24 protein-coding genes are annotated in these 25,006 nt (G+C 42.1%); 9 read left to right on the top strand and 15 right to left on the bottom strand.

Features of this window, described 5'->3' with window-relative positions; all coding sequences use genetic code 11:
• Positions 1 to 56 precede the first annotated feature (56 nt).
• Positions 57 to 959 carry a formyltetrahydrofolate deformylase gene (gene purU / locus OTG27_RS00435; RefSeq protein ID WP_034316032.1) on the bottom strand — a complete coding sequence of 301 codons (903 nt, stop codon included), beginning with the start codon at positions 957 to 959 and terminating at the stop codon, positions 57 to 59.
• Positions 960 to 1,425: 466 nt separating this feature from the next.
• On the opposite strand from purU, the gene OTG27_RS00430 reads away from it, so the two are divergent.
• The 4 genes from OTG27_RS00430 (at position 1,426) to OTG27_RS00415 (ending at position 5,600) form a co-directional block, all read left to right on the top strand.
• Positions 1,426 to 2,205, top strand: a complete 780-nt coding sequence (locus OTG27_RS00430; RefSeq protein ID WP_098864442.1) for a transporter substrate-binding domain-containing protein — start codon at positions 1,426 to 1,428, stop codon at positions 2,203 to 2,205.
• Positions 2,206 to 2,231: 26 nt separating this feature from the next.
• Positions 2,232 to 2,897, top strand: a complete 666-nt coding sequence (locus OTG27_RS00425; RefSeq protein ID WP_034316037.1) for an amino acid ABC transporter permease — start codon at positions 2,232 to 2,234, stop codon at positions 2,895 to 2,897.
• An 11-nt stretch (positions 2,898 to 2,908) separates the two neighbouring features.
• Positions 2,909 to 3,649 carry an amino acid ABC transporter ATP-binding protein gene (locus tag OTG27_RS00420; protein ID WP_034316039.1) on the top strand — a complete coding sequence of 247 codons (741 nt, stop codon included), beginning with the start codon at positions 2,909 to 2,911 and terminating at the stop codon, positions 3,647 to 3,649.
• A 298-nt stretch (positions 3,650 to 3,947) separates the two neighbouring features.
• Positions 3,948 to 5,600, top strand: a complete 1,653-nt coding sequence (locus OTG27_RS00415) for a glutamine--tRNA ligase/YqeY domain fusion protein (RefSeq protein ID WP_053536958.1) — start codon at positions 3,948 to 3,950, stop codon at positions 5,598 to 5,600.
• A 49-nt stretch (positions 5,601 to 5,649) separates the two neighbouring features.
• Here OTG27_RS00415 and OTG27_RS00410 read toward each other — a convergent pair whose 3' ends face one another.
• The 9 genes from OTG27_RS00410 to OTG27_RS00370 all read right to left on the bottom strand — a co-directional run bounded on the left by OTG27_RS00410 (position 5,650) and on the right by OTG27_RS00370 (position 14,503).
• Positions 5,650 to 6,504, bottom strand: coding sequence for an STAS domain-containing protein (locus tag OTG27_RS00410; protein WP_268935934.1), 855 nt, complete (start codon positions 6,502 to 6,504; stop codon positions 5,650 to 5,652).
• A gap of 22 nt (positions 6,505 to 6,526) precedes the next feature.
• Complete coding sequence (msrB, locus tag OTG27_RS00405; RefSeq protein WP_098864445.1) at positions 6,527 to 7,486, bottom strand: peptide-methionine (R)-S-oxide reductase MsrB; 960 nt, start codon at positions 7,484 to 7,486, stop codon at positions 6,527 to 6,529.
• 149 nt (positions 7,487 to 7,635) lie between these two features.
• Entirely contained in the window at positions 7,636 to 8,820 is a 1,185-nt protein-coding gene (locus OTG27_RS00400; RefSeq protein ID WP_063574601.1) for a NupC/NupG family nucleoside CNT transporter, read from the bottom strand.
• A 264-nt stretch (positions 8,821 to 9,084) separates the two neighbouring features.
• Positions 9,085 to 9,534 (bottom strand): hypothetical protein, encoded by a 450-nt coding sequence (locus tag OTG27_RS00395; RefSeq protein ID WP_268935933.1) that lies wholly within the window; start codon positions 9,532 to 9,534, stop codon positions 9,085 to 9,087.
• Positions 9,535 to 9,646: 112 nt separating this feature from the next.
• Positions 9,647 to 10,885: a sensor histidine kinase gene (locus tag OTG27_RS00390; protein WP_268935932.1), complete on the bottom strand. Its 1,239-nt coding sequence runs from the start codon at positions 10,883 to 10,885 to the stop codon at positions 9,647 to 9,649.
• A gap of 10 nt (positions 10,886 to 10,895) precedes the next feature.
• The gene (locus OTG27_RS00385) at positions 10,896 to 11,567 is read right to left on the bottom strand and encodes a response regulator transcription factor (RefSeq protein ID WP_034316054.1); all 672 of its coding nucleotides are present in this window, start codon (positions 11,565 to 11,567) and stop codon (positions 10,896 to 10,898) included.
• 108 nt (positions 11,568 to 11,675) lie between these two features.
• Entirely contained in the window at positions 11,676 to 12,854 is a 1,179-nt protein-coding gene (locus OTG27_RS00380; RefSeq protein WP_308789431.1) for an ABC transporter permease, read from the bottom strand.
• Complete coding sequence (locus OTG27_RS00375) at positions 12,793 to 13,533, bottom strand: ABC transporter ATP-binding protein (protein ID WP_307729970.1); 741 nt, start codon at positions 13,531 to 13,533, stop codon at positions 12,793 to 12,795. The genes OTG27_RS00380 and OTG27_RS00375 overlap by 62 nt, the downstream gene beginning before the upstream one ends.
• Position 13,534: 1 nt before the next feature.
• Entirely contained in the window at positions 13,535 to 14,503 is a 969-nt protein-coding gene (locus tag OTG27_RS00370; protein ID WP_268935931.1) for an efflux RND transporter periplasmic adaptor subunit, read from the bottom strand.
• Positions 14,504 to 14,728: 225 nt separating this feature from the next.
• Between OTG27_RS00370 and OTG27_RS00365 the strand changes: the two genes are divergently transcribed.
• Both OTG27_RS00365 and OTG27_RS00360 read left to right on the top strand, forming a co-directional pair.
• Entirely contained in the window at positions 14,729 to 15,067 is a 339-nt protein-coding gene (locus OTG27_RS00365) for a DUF485 domain-containing protein (protein WP_063589618.1), read from the top strand.
• Between the two features lie 14 nt (positions 15,068 to 15,081).
• The gene (locus OTG27_RS00360) at positions 15,082 to 16,620 is read left to right on the top strand and encodes a solute symporter family protein (RefSeq protein WP_034316065.1); all 1,539 of its coding nucleotides are present in this window, start codon (positions 15,082 to 15,084) and stop codon (positions 16,618 to 16,620) included.
• Positions 16,621 to 16,719: 99 nt separating this feature from the next.
• On the opposite strand, the gene OTG27_RS00355 is transcribed toward OTG27_RS00360, so the two are convergent.
• From OTG27_RS00355 to OTG27_RS00345, 3 genes are all read right to left on the bottom strand, one after another.
• Positions 16,720 to 17,169 (bottom strand): threonine/serine exporter family protein, encoded by a 450-nt coding sequence (locus OTG27_RS00355; protein WP_170946900.1) that lies wholly within the window; start codon positions 17,167 to 17,169, stop codon positions 16,720 to 16,722.
• 16 nt (positions 17,170 to 17,185) lie between these two features.
• Complete coding sequence (locus OTG27_RS00350; RefSeq protein WP_268935930.1) at positions 17,186 to 17,941, bottom strand: threonine/serine exporter family protein; 756 nt, start codon at positions 17,939 to 17,941, stop codon at positions 17,186 to 17,188.
• 281 nt (positions 17,942 to 18,222) lie between these two features.
• Positions 18,223 to 19,029, bottom strand: coding sequence for an alpha/beta fold hydrolase (locus OTG27_RS00345; protein ID WP_268935929.1), 807 nt, complete (start codon positions 19,027 to 19,029; stop codon positions 18,223 to 18,225).
• A 166-nt stretch (positions 19,030 to 19,195) separates the two neighbouring features.
• Between OTG27_RS00345 and OTG27_RS00340 the strand changes: the two genes are divergently transcribed.
• The 3 genes from OTG27_RS00340 to OTG27_RS00330 all read left to right on the top strand — a co-directional run bounded on the left by OTG27_RS00340 (position 19,196) and on the right by OTG27_RS00330 (position 21,945).
• Positions 19,196 to 20,464, top strand: coding sequence for a dicarboxylate/amino acid:cation symporter (locus OTG27_RS00340; RefSeq protein WP_268935928.1), 1,269 nt, complete (start codon positions 19,196 to 19,198; stop codon positions 20,462 to 20,464).
• A gap of 462 nt (positions 20,465 to 20,926) precedes the next feature.
• The gene (locus tag OTG27_RS00335; RefSeq protein WP_230137644.1) at positions 20,927 to 21,145 is read left to right on the top strand and encodes a hypothetical protein; all 219 of its coding nucleotides are present in this window, start codon (positions 20,927 to 20,929) and stop codon (positions 21,143 to 21,145) included.
• 68 nt (positions 21,146 to 21,213) lie between these two features.
• The gene (locus OTG27_RS00330) at positions 21,214 to 21,945 is read left to right on the top strand and encodes a DUF6060 domain-containing protein (protein ID WP_268935927.1); all 732 of its coding nucleotides are present in this window, start codon (positions 21,214 to 21,216) and stop codon (positions 21,943 to 21,945) included.
• Between the two features lie 457 nt (positions 21,946 to 22,402).
• On the opposite strand, the gene OTG27_RS00325 is transcribed toward OTG27_RS00330, so the two are convergent.
• Both OTG27_RS00325 and OTG27_RS00320 read right to left on the bottom strand, forming a co-directional pair.
• Positions 22,403 to 23,602: a class I SAM-dependent rRNA methyltransferase gene (locus OTG27_RS00325; RefSeq protein ID WP_268935926.1), complete on the bottom strand. Its 1,200-nt coding sequence runs from the start codon at positions 23,600 to 23,602 to the stop codon at positions 22,403 to 22,405.
• Positions 23,603 to 23,712: 110 nt separating this feature from the next.
• Positions 23,713 to 24,705, bottom strand: coding sequence for a PTS sugar transporter subunit IIC (locus OTG27_RS00320; protein WP_048685684.1), 993 nt, complete (start codon positions 24,703 to 24,705; stop codon positions 23,713 to 23,715).
• Between the last annotated feature and the right edge of the window lie 301 nt (positions 24,706 to 25,006).

Here is a 25,006-nt window from a genome sequence, read left to right as displayed (position 1 = left end):
TCTAGGATGAACGCAAACGGAACCCCCCTTGGCAACCCAAAGGGGGGTTTTTCATTTTAAAAGACTACCGTTTTATTTTCATGAACAATGACGCGGTCCTCCAAATGCCATTTAACGGCACGTGCCAGCACCCGGCGTTCAGCAGAACGACCGATTTTCTTCATATCCCCGGCAGAATCACGATGGTCCACACGTTCGATATCCTGCTCGATGATTGGACCTTCATCCAAATCATTCGTCACATAATGGGAAGTCGCCCCAATCAGCTTAACACCTCTGTCATAAGCTCGTTCATAAGGCCGTGCTCCAATGAAGGCAGGTAAAAATGAATGATGGATATTGATGATCCTGTTCGGATGGGCCGCTACGAAGTCCGGCGTCAATATCTGCATATACCTGGCCAATACAATAAGGTCCACTTTGAATTCTTCCAAAAGTCCAAGCTGTTTAGTCTCCACTTCCTTACGTATATCCTTATTTGCAGGAATATAATAAAACGGGATGCCCATCGATTCGACAATTTCCCTCGTATCTTCATGATTGCTGATGACCAGTGCAATGTCAGCCAATAAATCCCCGCTTTGCCACTCCCATAGCAATTCCAGAAGGCAATGGGGTTCCTTCGAAACGAATATTGCCGTCCTCTTCAGATCACTCACATGATTAAATGTCCATTGCATCGAGAATGCTGTCGAAACTTCCTGGAATGCCAGTTGCATATCCGCTGCCTTGTCATTCAATCCTGGACAGTCAAACTCGATCCTGGTGAAAAAGGTACCGCCCTCAGGATTCATCGAATACTGACTCAATTCAACAATATTTGCATCATATTCTTTAAGAAAAGCCGTAACTGTCGAAACAATTCCCGGCTGGTCCGGACATTTTATAATTAAACGGCCTCTATCTTGATTTCTTTCGCGATATTCCTGTAACTGCTCTTGCACAAAGTTGCTAACCATTTTCCCAACTGCCCTTCTTCTATTTTGCTATATTATACTTCAATTCATGTCTGAAATTAAAGTCAGTCAATCAAATCGGGACTTTGTTGGTAGACAAAATCAACATTGCCTAAAATACTCCACAGTTTTATCCCATCCCATCCCATTCATTAGATACGGTTATCATCAGTTTTTCGCTTTCGATAGATACATCATCAGCCTGAATTGTTTCAAAATTTCTTCTCCTATTAAGTAATTTTTGTCATTTTTTCAGGAAATTACATGTAATTTGGAAGGAAATGAAGGCAAAGGCCGAGAACCTTTATGAAATGCATAGTGAAGGGGGATTCTTGGATGAAATGTCGGTATGTGCTGGACAGCCTTTTTGGTTTCAGTTTTATTTTCCATAGTTAATAAGGTTATTCATTGCCTCATAAGGGTATAGACCATTCTATTAGTTTTTTTCAAAGGGGGAAATGAAATTATCATGAAATCATCCGTTACATTCATTGTATCCATTCTGGCTGTCCTTGGTCTTCTTTCCGGCTGTGCCGAAAAGGACCAGCTGGAGGACGGGAGTAAGCTGATCAATGAGGACCAGTTTGTTTTTGCTGCCTCAGGTGAATTCAAGCCATTCAGTTATGTCAATGATGACATGACCGTAACCGGATTCGATATTGAAGTTGGCGATGCAATTGCAAAGGAACTCGACCTAGAACCTGTGCCTAAACGGATAAAGTTCAAAGGTATTGTGGAAGGTGTTAAAACCGGTCGGGCAGATGCCGCGGTTGCCAGCCATACAATCAATGAAGAACGAAGTAAACATGTTGCCTTCTCGACCCCTTATTACTACTCAGGTCCTCAAATTTTCGTTCGCCCGGATAGTGATATTAAAACGGTTGAAGATTTAAAGGGTAAGGAAGTTGCGGCTTCTAAAGGCTCCACGTACGCAACGACAGCAGAAAAATATACAAACAATGTAAAAACCTATGACAGTGATATCACCGCCCTGAAGGCATTGAGCGGAGGACGTCATGATGCCGTCATCACCGACTTCGTAACCGGCAAGGAAGCGACCAAGGAAGGTTTCGACATCGAAGGAAGGCAATTGATCGAACGAAGCGAACAGGCCATCGTACTGCCTGACGACAACCCTCAGCTGCTTGCACGCATCAATGAAGCTCTTGAAAACCTCCGTGAAGATGGAACGCTTGCTGAAATCAGCAAAAAGTATTTTGGTGAAGACATCACAACTAAGCCTGAATAAAGATTGATAGAAAGGGAGTCATTACATTGCCAAGTTTTTCACATTTTTTTGATACATTATTTAGCTCCTCGGACGTATTCATCCGGGCCATGCTCCTCACATTGGAACTGACGGTAGTCTCCATATTGGTGGGTATCTTCATCGGTTTGCTATTTGCCCTATTAAAAATATCAAATATAAAAATTCTTGCATGGATTTCAGATACATATGTATTCCTGGTACGGGGAACGCCTTTAATCGTACAGATATTCATACTCTATTTCGGTATCAGCAATCTCTTCTTACTGCCGGACTTCTGGGCGGCGTCACTTGCCCTGGCTTTCCATAATGGAGCTTATATCTCAGAGATTTTACGTGGTACGATTCAATCCATCGACAAAGGCCAAATGGAGGCCGGACGCTCCCTTGGCATGAGCAATTCGCTCACCTTAAGGAGAATCATCTTGCCTCAAGCCTTCCGCCGCGCATTGCCGCCGCTTGGCAACCAATTCATCATCGGACTGAAGGATTCATCACTGGCAGCTTTCATATCCATGAATGAGCTGTTTAATGTAGCCACTACGTTGGGCTCGAATAATTTCGATGAAATGACTTATTTATTGATTGTAGCGGTCTACTACTTGATTCTAGTGGCTTTCCTGACCATTATCGTCAATTTATTCGAAAAGAAACTGTCCATCAGTGATCGATAGGGGGAATTGAAATGGAACAAAAAGAAATGATTCGCATTAGGAATTTAAATAAATCGTATGGAAACCTGCATGTACTTAAAGATATCGATATGAAGGTACTCGACAGCGATGTTGTCTGTCTGATCGGACCAAGCGGTTCCGGAAAAAGCACCCTGCTCCGATGTTTGAACTATTTAGAGAAGAAAGACAGCGGCCAAATCCTCATTGAAGGAACGGAAATCAATCCTGGTACCCATGATATTAATAAAATCCGCGAGAAAGTCGGAATGGTATTTCAGCATTTCTACCTCTTCCCGCATATGACCGTACTGGAAAATGTCATCGAAGCACCGACACACGTCAAAAAAGTCCCTAAGGCCCAAGCGATTGAAGAAGCAAAGACATTGCTTGCCAAAGTCGGTTTATCAGATAAAGCGGATGTCTATCCAAGCAAGCTCTCAGGCGGGCAGAAACAGCGTGTTGCCATCGCCCGCGCCCTTGCCATGAAACCTGATATCCTGCTCTTTGATGAGCCTACCTCGGCTCTGGATCCCGAACTTGTGGGTGAAGTTCTTGCCACGATGAAGGAACTTGCCTTGGAAGGGATGACAATGGTAGTCGTTACACATGAAATGAGCTTTGCACGTGAGGTCGGGGATTGGATTGTCTTCATGCATAATGGGAGGGTTGTCGAAAGCGGACCGCCAAAAGAATTCTTCACCAATCCAAAAGAAGAACGTACAAAAGAATTTTTACAAACGACAGTCTTTTGATTTTAATTCTAAAATCTGACTGCTAGCGAGTTTATAAGCAATACAGGCATGAATTCCTGTATTGCTTTTTTAGATGAAAAGGGTCTAATTTGTTTCTTTAATGTCCGGTTAGGTCGTTCCCTAAATTACATGATCAAAGTTTCAGGGATATTTCCGCTCGGATTGTACAAACTAAATACTTGATGAATTGTTTCAGATAAACCGTGATTCCGGCTCGAACATGGAAAAATATCTGTATTTATGGTATATATACAGGTAAAATTAAAAGAAGTATATAAATGAAAGAGGTCGAATTCAGTTGGAAAATAACTCTTCGAATTTTATTAAAAATATTATAAAAGATGACCTAGAGTCCGGAAAACATGATCATGTCATCACCCGCTTCCCTCCTGAGCCGAACGGATATTTACATATCGGGCATGCCAAATCAATCATTTTGAATTTTGGGGTGGCTGATGATTTCAATGGGAAAACCAACCTTCGTTTCGATGATACGAATCCATTGAAAGAGGATATTGAGTTTGTAAACTCCATTAAGGAAGATGTAAAATGGCTCGGTTACGACTGGGATAACCTTTTCTTCGCTTCCGACTATTTTGATGAAATGTATAAAAGAGCTGTGCTGCTCATCAATAAAGGACTGGCATATGTGGACGACCTTAATGCCGACCAAATCCGTGAATATCGCGGAACGCTGACAGAGCCGGGAAAAGACAGCCCCTACCGCAATAGAACCGTCGAGGAAAACCTTGAACTATTTGAAAAGATGCGCAGCGGCGAATTCGAAAACGGCGCAAAAGTATTGCGTGCAAAAATCGATATGAGCTCACCTAACATTAATTTGCGTGATCCCGTCATATACCGTATCTCCCATACTGAACACCATAATACCGGCAACAAATGGTGCATCTACCCGATGTATGCCTTTGCCCACCCGATTGAAGATGCCATCGAGGGAGTCACACACTCCATTTGTACGCTTGAGTTCGAAGATCAACGCCCTCTTTATGACTGGATCGTTGAGAATTGTGAAATGGAAAGCAAACCAAAGCAATATGAATTTGGCCGTCTTAACCTGACCAACACAGTAATGAGCAAGCGAAAACTGAAGCAGCTTGTCGATGAGGGCTTCGTGGACGGTTGGGACGATCCGCGGATGCCTACTGTTTCAGGCTTGCGGAGACGCGGGTATACACCCGAAGCGATTCGTGCATTCTGCCAAGAGATAGGTGTCGCCAAAACAAGCGGTATCGTAGATTCTCAAATGCTTGATCATTTCGTGCGGGAAGACTTAAAGCTGAAGGCTCCACGGACTATGGCCATCCTGAACCCGCTTAAAGTGGTCATCACCAACTATCCGGAAGGCGAGATAGAGTGGCTGGATGCTGAGATCAATCCGGAAGTACCGGAAATGGGTACACGCCAAATCCCGTTTTCACGTGAAATATATATCGAACAGGACGATTTCATGGAAAACCCGCCGAAAAAGTATTTCCGACTTTTCCCGGGCAATGAAGTCCGTTTGAAGCATGCTTATTTCATTAAATGTGAAGAAGTGATTAAGGACGAAGCCGGTAACGTCATTGAACTTCGCTGCACATACGATATTGAAACGAAAAGCGGATCGGGCTTCACTGGCCGTAAAGTGAAAGGTACATTGCACTGGGTCGAAGCTTCACAAGCGGTTTCAGCAGAATTCCGCAACTTTCAGCCTTTAATCTTGGATAAGGAAAATGATGAAGAGGAAGAAAAATCATTCCTGGACCGGGTAAACCCTGATTCTATCGAAATTTTACAAGGATTTGTCGAGCCTAACATGAAAGATGCTAAGCCTCAGGATAAATTCCAATTCTTCAGGCATGGCTATTATAATGTTGATTCAAAACTCACTGCGGCCGATCACTTGGTCTTCAACCAAATCGTCGGATTGAAAAGTTCATTCAAGTTATAGAATCACGAAAAAGAACCAGATTCCTAGCGGATCTGGTTCTTTTCATTTATCATTTTTTCTCGTATAGCTTGATCCCTTGCTTGGAAAGGGCTTGTTTAAGAGTACTATGTGTCGAAACCTGACTAAAATCAAGGCCTAATTGAATCGATGTCTGGGCCACTTCAGGTCGAATACCGGAAATGGTCGATTGAATGCCTAACAGGTTCAGGGTACTTATCAATTGATAGATTTGTTGGGCAACCATCGTATCCAAAAGGGAGACTCCCGATAAATCGATGAATAAGTGGGTGATATTTTTGCTAATGCATTTGCTTGGAGTCCCATTCAAAATTTCCTTTGCCCGATAAGTATCGATTTCACCGATTAACGGCAATACCGCAATGGCATCAACAATGGGAATGACAGGTGCGCCCAGTTCATTAATCAGCTCCTGTTGGGCTGACAAACGTACTTTTGTCAAAAGGTAATACTGCTCGGTGAACTCACGGTTCAATTGATCGAAGGCACGATTAATAAGCCGGCTCCACCGGATGATTTTTTCTTTCGTTATCTTCGTATCCATGAGCATATAATCAGTGATGAATGCCCAATATATTTCACGTACCTTATTAAGCGCTTCCAACACTTCGTGAATGGGGGTAACCGATTCAACCCTACTCTTCGCGACAAGTGTGGCCCACTGCTCCATCGTTTCAATAAAAGCAGTTTCATCTTCAAGTAAAGCACTCGTCACTGTCTTGATGGTCCATGTATTCTGTTCCCTAAGCAGCTTTTCGATTTCCTCATTAGAATCTATTGAATAGATCGACCCAGACTGCTTTTCCCTTAAAGCCAGCCAGTTTTCCGTAATCTTAGACGAGTTATCAAGGATATATCGATATAAATTTTCATCTATTTTATCCATTTGTGTTCCCCTGTCTCCCTAGTTATTTCATTTTGAATAGTATTATTAAATCTCCATATCCCGCTTTCTCCATTTCATTTCTGGGGATGAATCGAAGTGCCGCAGAGTTTATGCAATATCTCGTGCCTTTAGGACTTGGACCATCGGGAAAAACATGTCCAAGGTGTGAATCGGCATCCCGGCTGCGCACCTCGGTCCGGGTCATTCGGTGGCTGAGATCCATTTTTTCATTAACACTTGCCGACATGATGGGCTTCGTGAAGCTTGGCCACCCACAACCGCTATCATATTTATCCCGCGAACTGAATAGGGGCTCCCCAGAAACGACATCCACATAAATGCCTTCTTCAAAGTGATCCCAATAAGCATTATCGAAAGGCGGCTCTGTGCCATTTTCCTGGGTGACATGAAACTGACTCTCCGTTAAGGTCTTTCTAAGGTGTGCATTATCCTTTGGCCAATTTTCTTTAATGAAAGCATCCCGTCCTGAGCCTTTACGGTACAATGCATAGCGAAATTGGTTTTTCCGATAGAATTCTTGATGATATTCCTCAGCGGCGTAAAATTCCCCCGAGGGTAGAATACCCGTAACAATAGGTTTCTTAAACCGCCCGCTCATCATTAAATCTTCCCTCGATTGTTCTGCCTCCCGTTTCTGACGTTCATTAAGATAGAAAATGGCTGCCTTGTATTGCTTTCCCCTATCCGAGAACTGTCCATTATCATCTGTTGGATCGATTTGCTGCCAGAATATCTCTAATAACGTTTTATAGGAAATGATTGATGGATCGAATACCACTTGAACCGCTTCAACATGATCAGTCGCACCGGTAATCACTTGTTTATAACTTGGAGCGGCAAAATCACCGCCTGTATAACCTGATGTCACTGAAATGATACCGTCCATTTCATCAAAGGGAGCAACCATGCACCAAAAGCAGCCTCCTGCAAAGATAGCTGTTTCTTTTCCATCCATCGTCATCCTAAAACTCCCCTTTCACTCCTGTCATTTTATGTATTATATATCAGCAAGCCAAGCACCTTCAAATTCAAAAACTCTACCTTGCGTAACAAATATAAAAGAGGCACTTAGGAGTAAACCCAAGTGCCCTTTTGTGTTAAATCCGTTATTTAAAGTATTACACTTACAATGATCGCTGATAGGATGCTGACAAGAGTCGCGCCATATAACAGCTTCAAGCCGAAACGGGCTACAACATTTCCCTGTTTTTCATGAAGTCCTTTGACTGCACCGGCAATGATACCAATTGATGAGAAATTGGCGAATGAAACCAAGAAAACCGAAACGATCCCTATCGTCCTTTCGCTCAAGGCAGCTGATGCTTCCCCTAAGCTCAGCATGGCAACAAATTCATTGGTTACCAGTTTCGTCGCCATGATTCCGCCAGCAGTCACGGTTTCTGAAATCGGTATACCCATGATAAAGGCAAACGGTGCAAAGATATACCCCATGATGTCTTGGAAGCTGATGCCAAAAATCATGTCGAATATGCTGTTGATCCCGGCGATTAAAGCAACGAAACCAATTAACATCGCCGCTACAGTGATGGCAACCTTGAACCCATCCATGATATATTCCCCAAGCATTTCGAAGAAAGACTGCTTCTCTGCCCCTTCTTCAACAGGGAGAATATCCTCTTCATCCGTTACGGTATAAGGATTGATAATGGATGCGATGATAAATCCACCAAACATGTTAATAACAATGGCCGTCACAACGTACTTTGGTTCAATCATCGTCATATAAGCACCGACAATTGACATCGATACAGTTGACATGGCTGATGCACAAAGCGTATACATGCGAGATGGCGGAATGGCACCGAGTTGTTTTTTCAAGGTTATGAAAACCTCGGATTGGCCTACTATTGCTGATGCAACCGCATTGTAAGATTCCAATTTACCCATTCCATTCACCTTACTTAGAACGAATCCAATCCACTTCATGATGAACGGAAGGATCTTGAAGTGCTGTAAAATCCCGATTAATGCGGAGATGAATACGATAGGAAGAAGGACATTTAAAAAGAAGGGCGATGCTCCTTCATTTACGATCCCGCCAAATACAAAGGTGATCCCTTCATTTGCCCATTCCAAAAGTTTTCCGAAGCCATCGGCAATTGAATTGATGATCACTAAGCCAAACTTCGTGTTTAATAATAAATAAGTTAAAACAAGCTGAATGACCAACATGAGGATGATCGGTTTTATTTTAACTTTCTTCCGGTCACTGCTGACTAAGATAGCTAGTCCAAAAACAATAAGCAGTCCTAAAATTGCAATCAGAAATTTCATATATTCTGCCTCCACTAAGGGTGAATTTAATGTTCGTGCATTAATAGTAGGATACCCTCAAATAATTTATGCAAACGTTTTCTCTTTCATCCAAAATACATGTACGTACCTCTCCAGAAGTCTATATTAAACTAATATTTTTTTTAGTGCAATTATTATTTCCCTTTTTAAAATAACAATTAGTGACAATAATGGGTTTCGTGAATTAAAAAAGAAGGCTCCACTTCGAAAGGAACCTTCTCTTGCATAAATAATATCGACTATTCAGGCAGCTGTTTTTCTTGTAATCACCGTTGTCGCTAATCCAGTGACTCCAATTACAAAGATGATGATGGAAGCGGCCAAGCCACATGCCCCTTGATAAAAGTCGATGAATTTCCCAGCAAAAGAGTCTCTGCCTTGGAAACCGCCGCCGCTTGGCATTTCTCCTGGAGTCCCGGAACCATTAGGCCCCCCTTGTGGAGTGCCCTGCGTATCATTGGTTGCCGTTTCCGTCGATGAATCATCTGTCTCCGTACTGCTACTAGCCGATTCCTCCGTATCCGATTCGGTTGTGTTGCGGTCGGCAGGCTGCCCCATCACCGCCTGTCGATTCATGGGCTCATTGCCGCTGCCATCCACATACATCATGATCCCGATGACTGCTTGGGCCATTAAGAGGGCTGAAACCAATATTCCAACCAAAAAGTGTAACCTGCCAAGTCTTTTCATCAATGATTCTCCTCCGAAAATAAATGTATTTATAAGATGATTATCTAAAAAAACCCTTAATTTTTCCTTAAGCAGCAAGGAAGAAAGTAAGGGTCTTTTTCGTATTGGATGGCAGCTAATTTTTCCTTTGATTTCTCGGAAAAGTGATTTCAAAACGGGTCCGTTCATTCTGCTCACTTGTAACCTTGATGTTCCCTTGATGTGTGTTTACAATCCATTTGGCTATGGATAGACCTAAGCCAGAGCCTTCGTTTTCCGAACGGGATTGCTCCACTTGGTAAAAACGGTTAAAAATCAAGGGGAGTTCTTCCTGTGGAATGCCTATTCCATTATCTTCTACAGTAAGAATGATGGATGAAGCATTCTTGATGCAGGATAGGGAAATTTCCCCGCCTTCCTCGGTGAATTTCATGGCATTATCCACCAAGATCACCAATAGCTGATGAATTCTCTCTTTATCCCCATGAAACACTACCTGTTCGGGAGCATGGCTAATGATTGATTTCTCTTGAAAAGAAGCTATATCCGTATACTGTTCCACGATATCCATAAGTAGATCATCAAGGAAAAAGTTCGATTTCTTAACCTCCATTTGATTCGAATCCGTTCTGGTCAAGGTCAAAAGTCCGTTAACAAGCTTATTCAATCGGCGGACTTCTTTCGAAATGATGGATATATCAACGGCTTTTTCCTCGATTGTCGCGTTAGGTGATTGAAATAGCAAATCAGCCCGCGATTGAATGACAGCAAGCGGCGTTCGAATTTCATGCGAAGCATCCGAGACAAACTGCTGCTGCTGATCCCAGGATTTCTTGACCGGGATCAAGGCCCGTCCTGCCAGAAGATAACCAGCGCCCACCGCCACTAGACTTCCAATTCCTCCACCAACGAACAATATGAGCAGCAAGCGATCGAGCATTTCCTTTTCTGTATCCACATTCCTGATGAATTGTACGGCCATCTGTCCATACCCCGTATCGACCTGGGTGGAAAGGGCCCGATACGTGTATCCATTCACTGAAATTTCTTCAATGTCATCAAAAGTTTTAGGGAAAAATTTTTGTTCATTGACCTTAAAAAAATTATCTACACTCAGTCTTGGCTCAATGATCGTATCATCCGGCCCCCAAACGATGACGCTTGGCCCCGGTCCTAATAGAAACTCACCTTGCGGACGTCCGCTTGGCATACCGCCATTATTGAAATCCCGGTAATCCTTTATAAGTGAATCATTGACATCCTTATAGATCTGGTCTTCTGTATAGAAATAAATCGTTCTGCTTAATATGGCTATTAAGACAATAAAGACAATAGAATTCAATATTGTTAGTTGAAGCCTTGTTTTTTGGAACATAATGATCCCCTTATGGTTGTTTTAGCATATAACCAATACCCCGAACGGTTTGAATATCTTTATGATAATTGAAAGGTTCCAATTTTTTTCTAAGGTGATGGATGAACACTTCCACAATGGCAATCGTCGTATCTGAATCAAACCCCCAAATGCGGTCGAAAATCTGCTCACGGGTCAATATTTTCCCATTATTTTGAATCAGGTATTCCAGTAATTCAAACTGTTTCAAGGTCATTTTAATGACCTTTCCATCAACCAAAATATCCTTTTCTTTTTCCAACAGTTCAATATTACGGTATTTCACATGCTGTTCTAGCGAAATAATGCCACTCCTTCGAAGCAGGGCACGAATCCTGGCCTTAAGTTCAGGTGCCTGAAACGGCTTGACTAAATAATCATCGCCACCCATTTCCAATCCCCTGACACGATCCTCAAGTGCATCTTTTGCCGTCAAAAACAAGACACTTGTATCTATTTTTGCTTCCCTGATTTTTCGTACGATTTCAAATCCATCGATTCCCGGAAGCATTACATCCAAAATGATGATATCGTAAATACTTTGTTGGGCCATGAATAGCCCATCTTCCCCATTATCCGCTGTATCGACTTCATATTCATCCGTCAAAATCTGTCGGATCGACTCTAATAATGAAACATTATCTTCTACCACCAAAACCTTCATGCAGGGTACCTCCCAACCGCCTCAATTGTGATATATGTTGATTTTATCCTTTTTCATATGCAAAAGAAAGCGGGCTTTTAATGCCTGCTTCCTTTCAAAATGGTATGTTCATTCGTGACGCAGTGCCTGGATTGGATTTAATTTGGATGCCTTATTGGCAGGAAATACACCAAACATTATCCCGATTAAAATGGAGAATAAAAAGGCAAACAATGTCACCGTCCATGAATAACTAATCGTTAAACTTGAAAAAGTTGAAATCAATTTTGCGATTCCCAAGCCAATTCCAACTCCCAACAGTCCCCCGAAGCAGCTCAGGACCATCGCTTCAATTAAGAACTGAAGAAGAATCGACTTCCGATTTGCTCCAATTGCTTTCCTAATCCCGATTTCCTTTGTCCTCTCCGAGACAGAAACCAACATAATATTCATGATCCCGATTCCGCCTACCAGTAACGAAATACTGGCAATGCCGCCAAGCATGAGTGTGAATGTGTCCGATACAGAGCTCATTGTATCCATCAGATCTTCTTGATTGGACACCGAGTAGTTATCACTCTGTTCTGGGAATGATGTAGTCATCGCACCTTGTACCTGGTACATCGCCCTATCCATGATATTCTCGTTCTCCGCTTTTAAATAGACGGTTCCGATTGTCGTGCTGCCTGTAGCCCTTTCGGCAGTGGTGATAGGTGCAATGATGACATCATCCCCGCTCGATCCCATTGAGGTGCCTACCGATTTCAGGACACCGATCACGCGATAGGAAACACCGCCGATAAGCACGTTCTGGTCCACGGCTTTTTGATTTTCAAAAAGCGTGGTGGCTGTATCCGACCCCAGGACAACGACCTTGGAGCGTAATTCCGTTTCCATATCCGTCAAAAACCGGCCTTGACTGAGCTCTAGATCCCTGACTGATAAGTAAGAAGAAGTTGCACCGGTCATTGAAACCTGCGCCGTAGCTTCTCCGTTCTTGGCATAAACGCGTCCAGTGACCACAGGCGCCACTTCCGATATCCCGCTCAGCTCTTTAAACTGTTCAATTGTATCATCGGTCAGCTCCACGGAGTCGGTATCCGTGACACTTACCGTTATCAGGTTCGTTCCCAGACTATTGATTTCATCCTGAACGGACTGTGAAGAACCCTGCCCAATCGAAACCAGAACGATTACGGAGGCAACTCCAATTATGATCCCAAGCATGGTTAAAAATGCTCTGACTTTATTGGTTTTGATACTGCGTATAGCCATCTTCATTGATTCGCTCAGATTCAATCCAATCACCTCCGTTTTCAAATAGCTGACCATCCTGTATCCGGACGACACGAGTCGCTTCTTTAGCCACTTCCAAGTCATGGGTTATAAGAATGATTGTTTGTCCCTTTCCGTTCAATTCTTTCAGCATCTGCAGCACTTCTTTACTCGTTTTACTATCAAGCGCCCCCGTCGGCTCATCCGCCAATAAAACGGGAGGATTACCGGCAAGTGCCCTTGCAATCGCAACTCTTTGCTGCTGTCCGCCCGACAGTTGGGTCGGCTGATGATTCTTCCGGTCACCAAGGCCCACCATATCAAGGCACGCATTGGCCACTTCTCTTCTTTCCTTCACGCTTGCCCCTCTATAAACCAGGGGAAGTTCGACATTCTCCAATGCTGTCAGTTTTGCCAACAGGTTGAAATTTTGAAAGATGAACCCTATTTTAATATTACGAATGGCAGCTAACTCAATATCCTTCATCTTTTCCACTTCTTTACCATCAAGAAGATATTCACCTATGTCAGGCTTATCAAGGCAGCCAATCATATTCATGAAAGTCGATTTCCCTGACCCTGAAGGACCGATGATCGAAATGAAATCGCCTTTATCGATTGTAAGACAGACATCCTGAAGTGCCTTGACCGTTTCACCGCCTAATTCATATGATTTAGACATGTTCTTAATTTTGATGATGGGTTTCGCCATTTTACTGACCTCCCTTTCCACTCGGCATTCCGCCACCGTTTGGCATCCCTCCGCTTGGCATTCCGCTGCCGCTCTGCATTCTTATCTCGCCTCCTTGGCCTCCCCTCATTCCTTCGCCGCCGCTGCCAGTGGAGCTTTCATTGATGGTGATAGGCAAGGAAACAGACTGTCCCTCTTCAAGCCCCGAAGTTATTTCAATATATCTATCGTTGCTGATTCCAGTCTCAACCACTTTCTTTGTACTGGCAGCTCCTTCAGTTGTATCCGATTGTTGTATATTCACATATTTCTCTTCCCCGTCGATTTGGACTGCTTCAATCGGAACATATACAGCATCTTTTACACTATTCGTCAAAATGCTCACCTCAGTCGACATCCCAATTTTTATATCGCCTGGTTTGTCAATTTTGATAGTGACATCGAATGAAGAAACTCCATTCTCATATGTACCTTCCTTTGCTACACTGGTTACTTCACCCGTAAACATTTCATCTTCAAAAGCACTGGCTTTAATTTCAACCGTTTGTCCTTTTTTAACACTTGGAACATCCAACTCATCAACACTGATCGTGGTTTTCAATTTTTTATAATCCGTGACATGTGCCAACACTTCACTGCTTGATACACGATCCCCTTCTTCAACATCCATTGTTGTAACGGTACCATCGAATGGGGCCGTTATCGGGTCACTTCCATCCGTGAAGGTAATAAGTTCATCACCTTTCTCAACCAATTCATTCTTCCCTACCAGGACTTCGTCCACTTCACCCGTTACGGAAGATGTAATGTCCTCACTATTGATTGCGGCGACCGATCCGGAACCGCTTATTTGAACTTCAAGATCTCCCTTTTCAACTGTAGCCGTCACCGATTTCGCAATGACAGGCTCAGCATTGTCCTTCATGAAAAACCAAACGCTTCCCCCAATCGCCAGCACTAAAACCGTACCTATCGTTATCAACTTTTTCATCACTTTTCTCCTTTCAGGTTTCCTTCGTTGAAACCAGTATCGTGAAAGAAGCTTAACTTTTCCTTAATGGTTTTGCTTGTGCGTAAAAAGAAAAAACTATGTCGAACGAAAAAAACTTTAATTCCAGCATTTGATTTTACAATATATTCTGAAAAATATATACTGATACTGTTATCGGAAAATGGTAATGAAAACCAAATCAATAATGATGAAGGGGGAACCAACTTGGCATCAAACGATTCAATCGCTAAGGAAACCGAGGTAAGCGCTTCCACGGACTATACCAAGATCGTCCAATCACAATCTTTTCAAGAACTCTTAAGGAAAAAACGCAACTTCATCGTCCCGCTATCCATCTTTTTCATGGTCTTTTATTTCACCCTACCCATACTAACTTCCTATTCTAAAGTTCTTAACTCAATTGCCTTCGGGGCAATCAGCTGGGCCTGGATTTTTGCCTTCGCCCAATTTATCATGACCTGGACTTTATGCATCCTCTATTCCAGAAAAGCGGCGACATTTGACCAATTAGTAGAAAAAATCGTTAAAGAAGCGAAAGGATAAAAGGTGAATTCACAATGAATATTCTTGCTTTTATATTATTTCTTATCATTGTCGGACTAACATTGGTCATTACCTATTTTGCTTCACGGCGCACCAAAACGACCGCGGACTTTTATACGGCGGACAGCAGCCTCACTGGCTGGCAGAATGGCTGGGCCATTGCGGGAGATTATATGTCCGCCGCCTCATTTTTGGGAATAGCCGGCATGGTCGCACTCTCTGGATTTGATGGTTTTTTCTATAGCATAGGTTTTCTGGTTGCGTACCTGGTCGTTCTTTATATCGTGGCCGAACCGCTTCGTAACCTTGGCAAGTACACATTGGCGGACATGATCGCTGCCCGTTTCAATGAAAAGAAAGTACGCGGGGTTGCTGCCCTTAACACCATTTCGATTTCAACCTTTTATATGATCGCCCAATTAGTCGGTGCAGGTGCCCTTATAAAACTCTTACTTGGAATTGATTATCTTTACTCCGTCATCATTGTAGGTATTTTAATGACCGTATACGTCGTATTCGGCGGTATGACGGCCACCAGTTGGGTCCAAATCGTTAAAGCCGTTTTATTGATGGCAGGTACATTCATCATCTCCATCATCGTGTTGGCGAAATTCGACTTTAGCGTGATCGAGATGTTCAGGCAGATGAAAACAGCCACCCCTTTGGGCGGGGATTTCCTTAACCCCGGTAATAAATTCAAGGATCCTTTGGATACACTATCCCTTAATTTAGCGCTTGTACTCGGTACGGCTGGACTACCTCACATTCTCATCCGTTTCTTTACGGTGAAAGACGCCATCACAGCCCGAAAGTCCGTGGTATATGCCACTTGGATCATTGGCATCTTTTATATAATGACCATTTTCCTCGGCTTTGGAGCGGCAGCCTTTGTTGGTTATGACAAGATAATAGCCGCGAATGCGGCCGGCAATATGGCTGCTCCGCTGCTTGCGGAAGCCATTGGGGGAGACTTCCTGTTTGCCTTTGTCTCTGCAGTTGCTTTCGCTACCATTTTAGCGGTTGTGGCAGGTCTCGTTCTATCGGCAGCATCTGCTTTTGCCCATGACTTCTATGGCCACATCATCCGGAAAGGTCAAGCCACCGACAAAGAACAAGTCGTTGCTGCTCGTTGGGCATCCATCGGAGTATCCATCCTTTCCATCATCCTGGCCTTATTTGCCCAAAACATGAATGTCGCCTTCCTTGTTTCACTCGCCTTTGCCGTCGCTGCCAGTGCCAATCTGCCCATCATTGTCTTCACGGTATTCTGGAAACGTTTTAACACGACTGGGGCTGTAACAGGCATGTTAGTTGGACTGGTCAGTTCTTTATTGCTTGTATTCCTAAGTCCCAATGTCTGGTCTCCGGTGGAGGGAGCGGCAATATTCGTTGGGGAACCATTATTCCCGCTTGCCAACCCGGGCATCATCTCCATCCCGATTGGTTTTATCGCAGCCATCGCCGGAACACTTCTGTCAAGCAAGAAAGCTGATGCCAAAAAATTCGACGAAATTTTGGTTACTGCCAACACTGGGATGAAAGATCCTATATAAACTAGATTCATTTTAAAATATCAAAAAGAGAAAGGAGAGCAGGCTTCGGCCTGCTCTCCTTTCTCTTTATTCAGAACATACTCATCAGGAAGATTCCTGTTAACTTCTCAATCTTACCTTCCTTCTATTGTACTTAGTTACTAACTGGTTCATGACTTCTGCAAAGATCAGTCCCATCGCAATGGCACCAGCCAGCATGAAAACCTTGGCTGCCAGCTGAACGGCGACATAAAAATCATTTCCGACAAAATGCTTCATCGCATCATACGACAAACCTCCAGGGACGAGGGGGATGATTCCCGATACATTGAAAATCGTGATCGGCGTTTTATACCTTTTAGCAAAATACTGGCTGATGACCGCAACGATAAATGCAGACGCTAATGTTGCAATGATGCTGTTTATCTCATTTTCAACCAGAGCATAGTATAAGATCCACCCCAACATCCCTACGAAACCACATTGAAACAATGAATTCTTTGGTACATTGAAGATGACTCCAAAGGCGGCTGAGGCAATGAAACTTGTAATAAGCTGTGCAATCATCATTCTTCCTCCCCTAAAATCATAAGAAAACAAACGCGGCCGATATTCCTGCCCCAATGGCTAAAGCAGTCAAACCAGCATCCGCACCCTTGGATAGACCCGAAACCAAATGCCCTGCAATTAAATCCCTGGCTGCATTCGTTATTAATAGTCCTGGCACAAGCGGCATCACCGCTCCGATGATTATCGTGTCCAAATTACTCCCTACTCCAATCTGGACAAAGAACATAGCTACTAATCCTACGACTAAAGAGGCGATGAATTCAGCAAAAAAACGGACTTCCAGTAACCTGTGCAAATAAAGCAGGCATGAGAATCCCATTCCTCCAGCTATGCAGGACCAGATGAAATCACTCCACTGTCCTTGGAACATGATTAAAAAGCAGCCGCTCGCTATAAATGCAGCAAAGACCTGCACCCACATGGGATACCCCATCCCGGCCTTTTCGATTTGTTTTAACCGTATATATGCTTCCTCCGGTGTCATTTCCTTGCTGGAAATGCTTCGGGATATACTGTTAACCAGCGTCACCTTATGTAAATCTGTAGATCGTTGGGAAACCCGGATCAATTTTGAAGCTGGGTGCATGCCATCCAGCGAAAAAATAATTCCAGTAGGGGTTGAAAAACTGTGTGATTCACCGCACCCAAATGCTGCAGCGATTCTAACCATCGTATCTTCCACCCTTGATGTTTCCGCTCCGTTCTGAAGCATGATTTTCCCCGCAAGTAAACATACATCTATAATTTCATTGTATGGTAAACGATCATCCATTTTATCCTCTCCATTACTTCCTGCATGAGTTTCGCTCAATAACAGATAAATGATCACACCAATTTAAATCCACCTCATAATAGCCCAATTCCTATGAAAAGGATATATAAATATTACCTATTTAATTTATCAATTCCATTAACCTTCACTACTATCCCCTAATACCAGTATTCCCCTTATTCCATGCCGAAACCATTTAGTTAGAAGAAAATTCAATTATATCCATAATTAAAAGGAGTGCAGACACGGTCACTGCATCCCCCTTTTCCTATCCTGTACGACTATACTCCCTTTTGAATGAAGCAATTCACGGTTTCATTAAACAAATCGCTTTCTTCCATGAACGGACAATGGCAACTATCTTCAAAGATTACTAGTTTGGAATTCGGAATGTTCTTATGCAAATGTTCCCCAGCTGCTACAGGAATGACTTTTTCATGCCTTCCAAAACAGAGAAGTGTAGGTACATTGATTGATGGCAAGAAGTCACGATAGTCCACAATCGATTGGTCAAATAGAATGCTGCCAGCAATGGATTCCGGCATTTTGGTCACTTCCCCAAGCATCCAGCCTGCATCCTCTGCAGATAATTCATTGTTGAACATGGAAGCAAGGAATTTATTCAAAAATGGGGTACGATTCGTTTGAATTTCTGTCATGAAGGCAATCAACGTTTCCATATCAAATGCACCGATATGAAAATCGGGCCACTTAAAATCAGAGGCCAATTCATCCACGATTACAGTTGAATGAACATTTTCCTCACCGAATTGCTTAAGATAATCCCAAACGACAAATGCCCCCATCGACCAGCCTACAAGTATGACATCCTTTAATCCCAGCTCACCTATGAACGCATGAAGATCTTTTGCATAAATGGAGACCGTATTTCCGTAATGTACATGATTTGACTGGCCATGACTTCTTAAATCAAGCAATATCGTTCTATATTTTCCTGAAAAGTACGGCAGCTGCCTTTTAAAGAACTGGCTGCTCATCCACACACCATGGATAAAGATAATCGGTCTCCCCTGGCCCTTTTCTTCATAAAATAACCGAACGCCTTCTTCCACCTCTACAAATGCCATTCTATCCCTCCTTCTCGATATTTTCACCATCCATCCCCCATTATTATTTATTGCCTTTATTCTTTTAACATTCCTTCCTATAAAAATATATTGTCAAACCCGATTTTAGAGTTGATAATGAAGTATATTTTTATTGATATCTTCATCCTGAAAGGACGGAATTTAAATGAAGAGCTTTATCAAAAACTATCGATCCTCTTTAATACTGCTCACTGCCATCATTATCGGTGGGATAGCGGGCGTGGTTTTCGGGGAGAAAACCTCGATCATACAGCCGCTAGGGGACTTATTCTTAAATCTGATGTTCACGATCATCGTGCCATTGGTATTTTTCAGCATTGCTTCAGCGATTGCCAATATGAGCGGAATGAAGCGTCTCGGAAAAATCATGGGAAGTATCGTTCTCGTTTTCCTGACAACAGCCGCTTTAGCTGCCGTCATTGGATTTATTGGGACAACCATCGTCAATCCGTTGGAGGGCACTGATACGACAGCCATTAAAGAACTGATGGAAAACAGTTCCCCTGAAGAGACCATCGAAGAAGTTTCCTTCTTCAGTCAACTGGTCAGCACTGTAACCGTTTCCGACTTTCCAGAACTGTTCTCCAGAAGCAATATGCTTCAGCTTATCGTTTTCTCAGTATTAATCGGACTTTCCACTGCACTGGCTGGTGAGAAAGCAAGACCGATTACTGAGTTTTTGACAGCAGGTACAGCTGTCATGATGAAGGTCGTCAAAATCGTCATGTACTATGCGCCAATTGGACTTGGTGCTTATTTTGCGGCGATTATCGGGCAGCTTGGGCCGCAGATTTTAGAAGGATATGCTCGCACTTTCATTCTTTATCTAGTCTTGGCGTTGATTTATTATTTCGGCTTCTTCACTTTGTATGCCTTTATCGCCGGCGGGAAAGATGGAGTTAAACTATTTTGGAAAAATGCACTGACACCATCCATTACAGCCATCGCAACTTGTTCAAGTGCCGCGTCCATTCCAGTCAACCTGGAATCAGTCAAGAAAATGGGCGTGCCTAAGGATATAGCGGAGACTGTCATCCCACTCGGAGCCAACACTCATAAAGATGGTTCGGTATTCGGCGGTGTATTGAAAATCGTTTTCCTATTCAGCTTATTTGGAAAGGATATGACAAGCATTTCAAGCATTTTAAGTATACTTGCTGTTGCCTTTTTGGTTGGAGCTGTTATGGGTGCCATTCCTGGGGGCGGCATGATTGGGGAAATGTTGATTCTTAGCGTATTCGGCTTCCCTGTGGAAGTCCTGCCTATCATTGCCGTTATATCCACGATCATCGATGCTCCCGCTACACTGCTTAACTCAACAGGAAACACGGTTTGTGCCATGCTTGTCACAAGGCTTGTTGAGGGGAAAAACTGGTTAAAACAAGCTTTCGTTAAAGAAAACTCAGCCGTATGATTCTTATGACTGACTGGCTCCTGGTTAAAACAGGGGCCAGTTTTTTCATTTTCACGACTTTTGACAAGGGGTTCCTTCCCCTTGCATAGAATTAAAGATTGAAGGAGGGAAAAGGCTACATAGTTCGCTGGCGTGGAACATGTAGGCAACCATACCTTGCGAAAAACGTTTGGCAATTGGTTTTATAATGCTACGAAAGATATCGCCATGTTACAACGAATCCTACATCATTCCCATCCTTCTGTTGCCCTAACATGTCAGTAATCGGTAATCATCCCTTATGAAAAATCATTGTGAATGGAGTAGTCTTTCTGTCATTAATATAAAAGTATTGGGTGGGATGCTTTCTGTGCATCTCTAGTTTGTTAGAAACGAAAAATTTTATTCTTCTAAAACATCTTTAATTATTATTAATCTTCGTGTATGGTTTAATTAGTATATTTAAGTAAGGATGTGTAATACATGGAAAAAGGTTTTCTTATATTTTCTGGCGTTTCTTTTTTAGTTGGTATTATTATTCTTTTCATATCAAAAATAGTTACTGCTAACTTAGAATTAGCGGAAAATATAGGTATAAATATGATACAGGATTATAACTTTAGTTATTATGCTATATTCTCTTTTGGTATAGGTATTATATTTTTAGCGCTTAGTTTTTTCAATTATTTTACAAGAAAGTAAAATAATAATATAAATATCCCCTAAAAAAAGTTATTATTATAATATTAGAGAATAAAAGGGGAATGTTTATGAAATATATTAGAATTATTTTATCGTTATCTGTTATCTTTTTTACTTTTTCATCATTTTATTTTAATGTGAATGCTGCAGAATCAGATGGAATTGGTGATGAGAACACTTTTTATTCACCCGAATTTGGAGCTTACGTTAATGCTTACAAAATAACTGATACTGGATTACAAGAATTAACTGAGGAAGAAAATGAAGAATTAACTGAAGAAGTAACTGAAGTGAAAAATTTAAATACCAATTCAACTAAAGTACAATCAATGAATCAAAAAACACTAAATGATAGTACGATTATGGATTATAGAGAAACTAAAAAATTCAAACCCACCAAATCAACAAGATACGTAGGAGATCCTATTAAAGTAACACAAGATATTGGTTGTACTGTTTCAAAAGGTTGCTCTATTGGTTATGGTGTATCTTATACAACAACTGTTTCTGTGTCCTACACAGCAAATTCAAATTCAGATAAGGGCCTTATAAAATCCGCATTAGGTATTACTTATTCAAAAGCTAAAGCAACAACAAGTTCGTTCACTTATAATCTAAAAAAAGGTGAAAAAGGTTATGTAGCTTTTAAACCCTATAAAATAAAAAAAGATGGATACTTTCAACTTTGTGGTAATCAAGGTGTAGGTTGTAGAAAAACTAGTCAAACTGGTTATGCTCGTGTACCTGTTAAATTAAAAGATGGTAAAGCTGATGGTATATTTTATTTTGTATTAAAATAACTGATACTATTTTTCATTTTGAAAATTCAAATGGTACTTTAAAAACTGGGTTTTCTTCTGTCTTGTAAAAGTATGAGCATCTTAAGTATGTTTCTACTCCTTGAGCGACGAATAAAAAAGGAGTCGTTCTCCCTAATGACAGCTAACAAGAAGGGATCACAAACCTCGCCTGCGATTAAAAATATGTGAATTTCTTATTTGTCCATAAAAAGCGGTGGTAGTTTTTGGAATAAACTGCCACCGCTTTTTATTTTCCTCTTCTTTGCTGCTGCTATTTCCGATGTTTTTTAGCATATTCCAGAGTGGAAGTGATATCGTGAAACCTTCCTTACATGTATCGAAAGGTTTGAATAGTGAACGGCCTATCCAGTGAATCTAATGTCCAGTCGTTCCACATGAAACATTTACATTATAAAAAAGGCATTCACAGTTCTGCTTGAACTGTGGACGCCTTTTCTTATCCTTTAATTTTCTTAATGAAGACTACTTTTAAATAATTCCCTTCCTTATACTCAGGAATTGTTTTAAAATCAGCCGGCAATGAGAATTGTTCCATGATTTCATAATTTCCATTCATTTCCTTGAAAGCAACATCAATGAAGTTCTTGAATTTTTTCATGTCGAACGTACTGCAATTAGTTGAGGCGATAATGACCCCGTTGTCTTCCGTAATGGAAATGGTATCCTTCAGTAGATTCGTATAGTCTTTTCCGGCACTGAAAGTAAACTTCTTCGATTTGGCAAAGCTAGGCGGATCAAGGATGACCATTTCAAATTTCAAGGCTTTCTTCACCGCATATTTAAAATACTTGAAAACATCCATCACCACGATATTGTGATCTTCAGGATCTATGCCATTCACACTGAACTGCTCGATCGTCTTTGGTAAACTTCGATTCGCCAGGTCGACACTCGTTGTTTTAACAGCACCGCCTAAAGCGGCAAACACGGAGAATGCCCCCGTATAGGAGAACATATTCAAAACCGTTTTCCCTTTTGCGTATTCATCGCGGATTTTCCTTCTGACATCGCGTTGATCAAGGAAGACACCTACCATTGCCCCATCATTCAGATAAACAGCAAAATGGACTCCATTTTCCTTTACAAGAAGCGGAAATTCCGGCTGTTCGCCCATGACAAAATCGTCTTCATCCACGTACTGTCCCTTTGTATCAAAGCGTTTCTTCTGATAAATCGATTTGACCTCGACCGTTTCCTGCAATGCCTTAATGATGTAGTCCTTAAAGGAATATATTCCTTTGCTATACCAGCTAATGACATAATGGCCATCATAATGATCAATGATTAAACCGCCAATTCCATCACCTTCCCCATTAAACAAGCGGAAAGCTGTAGTCTCCCCATCTTCAAAAAAAGACTTTCGGAATTCATATGCAGCCTGGATTTTTCCGTTAAAGAAGGATTGATCGATCTTTTCATTCTCTCTTCGGGTCAATATCCAGCCATAGCCCTTATTCTGTATGCCATAATATCCTTTTGCCAGAAAGCGGTTGTTCTCATCCACCAAGCGCACCAAGGACCCCTCTTCCTGAAGGTCATTAAGATTGGCTATCGACTCTTTAACAATCAAGGGAAAACCCTTGCTGATTTTACTCACGAACTTAGCTTTCACTTTTATATCGATTTCTTTTCCCATCTATATCATCCTATCTTTGCAAATGCTTTCCTCCCCATTTTACCCTAATCCCCTTATAAATAAAAACCAGCCCGGTTCCTTAACCTGGCTGGTTTCCAAGAAAACTTTGATTATGAAACTTCCAAATGAAGATCGCCTGGCTTAACTTTACCCATCATCTTCAATACGCGATGTAAGGCAAGCGTGATCACAGCTGGCAATACCATCCCCACTGCCACATAAACCAAGAACGTGTATAGCCCCTGACCGGTTATGATGGCAATAGGGGCAATCATTGAACTTAACCCCATGCCTCCAAGCTCATATGGCACTTGAAAATCGAATGCCAAGGTAGCGATAGGCGCACAGATGATTGCCGCCACAAAAGGCGGAACTACATATAATGGTTTTTTGATCAGGTTAGGAAATTGAACTTTTGGCGTAACGACCATCTGTGCCAGGAACCCGCCCATATCATTATCTTTATAAGACATGACAGTGAACCCGACAAACTGAACCGTACATCCGATTAGGGCTGCAGCACTGGAAACGGGATCCAATTGCAGGGCGATCGCCAATGCGGCGGAAGACGCCGGTGTCATCAATAAAATGCTCCATACCAAGGCTATGACCATGGAACCGATTAATGGGGAACCCTCGACCGCTGCGGTAGTTTGACTGCTTATCCATGTTAGGAGCGGAGTGGTGACAAGAGCCAGGCCGTATCCCGAAACTCCACCGACAAGAACGGCACCCATTGGGATGGCCATGATGTCCAACTTCGTTTTGCCGATTATGCGCTTACCTATATATGTTGCAATCACCGCTGCCAAGACAGCACTTAGCGGCTGGCCCGTAACAATCGTGAAGGCACCCTCAGCCGTTTTGTGAATGGCAGCACCTCCAACAGCACTTGAAGCCATGGCGCTAAAGATAATTAATGAATTCCCTCCTAGCTGATAGGCGATTCCTGCTCCTAAAGCTGGTGCCAGCAAGACCTTCGCGGCCCCGCCTATTGCCAGAAAGACCTCCCAACCTAAATATCCCCCTATGGATTCAAACAATAACCCGATCCCTAATGTAACCAAAACAGCGTTGGCTATCCCCGTTGATGCCTTGTACATTCGATCGCTGATGTATTCTTTCCTGCTCACTATATCTCCACTCCTTATTAATTATCAGAATATTCAATTTAGGAAAATCAAAAAAAAAATAAAGGTCTTCTTTTAAAAAGCCTAATAAGTATATCGTACCGCTGCCTGAATGTCTGTTAATGTCTGTTCGTATAATAACATGAATTTTCTGATAATGTAAGAGGTATTTTTATTCTAAAAAAATAAAAGCGCTTTCAAAAATAGAGATTTAACACATTACTGTTCAATATAAATCAATAATTCATTATTTCAAAATAAGTTACCTCCTTTT

Source organism: Peribacillus sp. AS_2, from assembly GCF_026891895.1.
GTDB lineage: Bacteria > Bacillota > Bacilli > Bacillales > DSM-1321 > Peribacillus > Peribacillus frigoritolerans.
This window is presented reverse-complemented; position numbering and strand designations above follow the sequence as displayed.